We start from the raw sequence: 705 nt of genomic DNA on the forward strand, positions 1-705 counted from the left end.
TGCAGAAGAATTCATCGGAGGGTTTAGAGTACAGATCGCTACTTTGCCAGAATTTCCTCAAATAGGTGAAGAGTCTCAGATTCTAATCAGGGTAACTGATGCAGATTACGAAGAAGTCGATAGATTTACCATGGGAATGAGATTCACATATCATGGCGATCAAATTCAGGCATTTAGGCCACAATCAATTGAGGGCAGTCACTGGGAGAGTAATTTTATTTTTGAGGAATCCGGAAATCATATTGTATACGTANNTTTGTATGACATGAATGGGCGAGGAGAGGTTCTCACATATACTTTCAATATTGGCACTCAAAGCCCATTTGGATACATATTCTTCATTGCAATTACAATAGGTGCTACAATGTTTGCAATAATGATTGGCTATATTTACTTGCCAAAAAGATTTCCAAAATTCAAGCGTTAGTTTTGATAGATGGCTTGTCTATTCTAAATGCAAATAGTGTAGTAAGCAGAGTCATTGCAAATAGCCAAATTCCAATACCCAAATGAATAGCAACTAAGACTGCATGAAGTTTTGTATCAATCACAAGAGCTCCCAAGGTTATCTGTGTGATAACTAAGAGGGCAGCAAGAATGCTAGTGAATTTAATTTTTTTATTAGAATTTTTGTTTAAGCATGAACCAACTGCAGTTGCAATAATTAGAGTTCCAGCAGTAGCTGCAATTAATCTATGCATCCAT

1 protein-coding gene and 1 pseudogene are annotated in these 705 nt (G+C 36.4%); one reads left to right on the plus strand and one right to left on the minus strand.

All coding sequences use genetic code 11. The features are described 5' to 3' along the window. Window positions 1-253 (plus strand): annotated as a pseudogene (locus C6988_RS11090) (hypothetical protein); the annotation flags it as partial. Window positions 254-416: 163 nt separating this feature from the next. Here the strand turns inward: C6988_RS11090 and C6988_RS05665 are convergent. Continuing rightward, on the minus strand, window positions 417-705 hold a 289-nt coding region (locus tag C6988_RS05665; RefSeq protein WP_182134099.1), incomplete at its 5' end, for a COX15/CtaA family protein.

The sequence above is a fragment of the Nitrosopumilus sp. b1 genome (genome assembly GCF_014078545.1).
Lineage (GTDB): Archaea > Thermoproteota > Nitrososphaeria > Nitrososphaerales > Nitrosopumilaceae > PXYB01.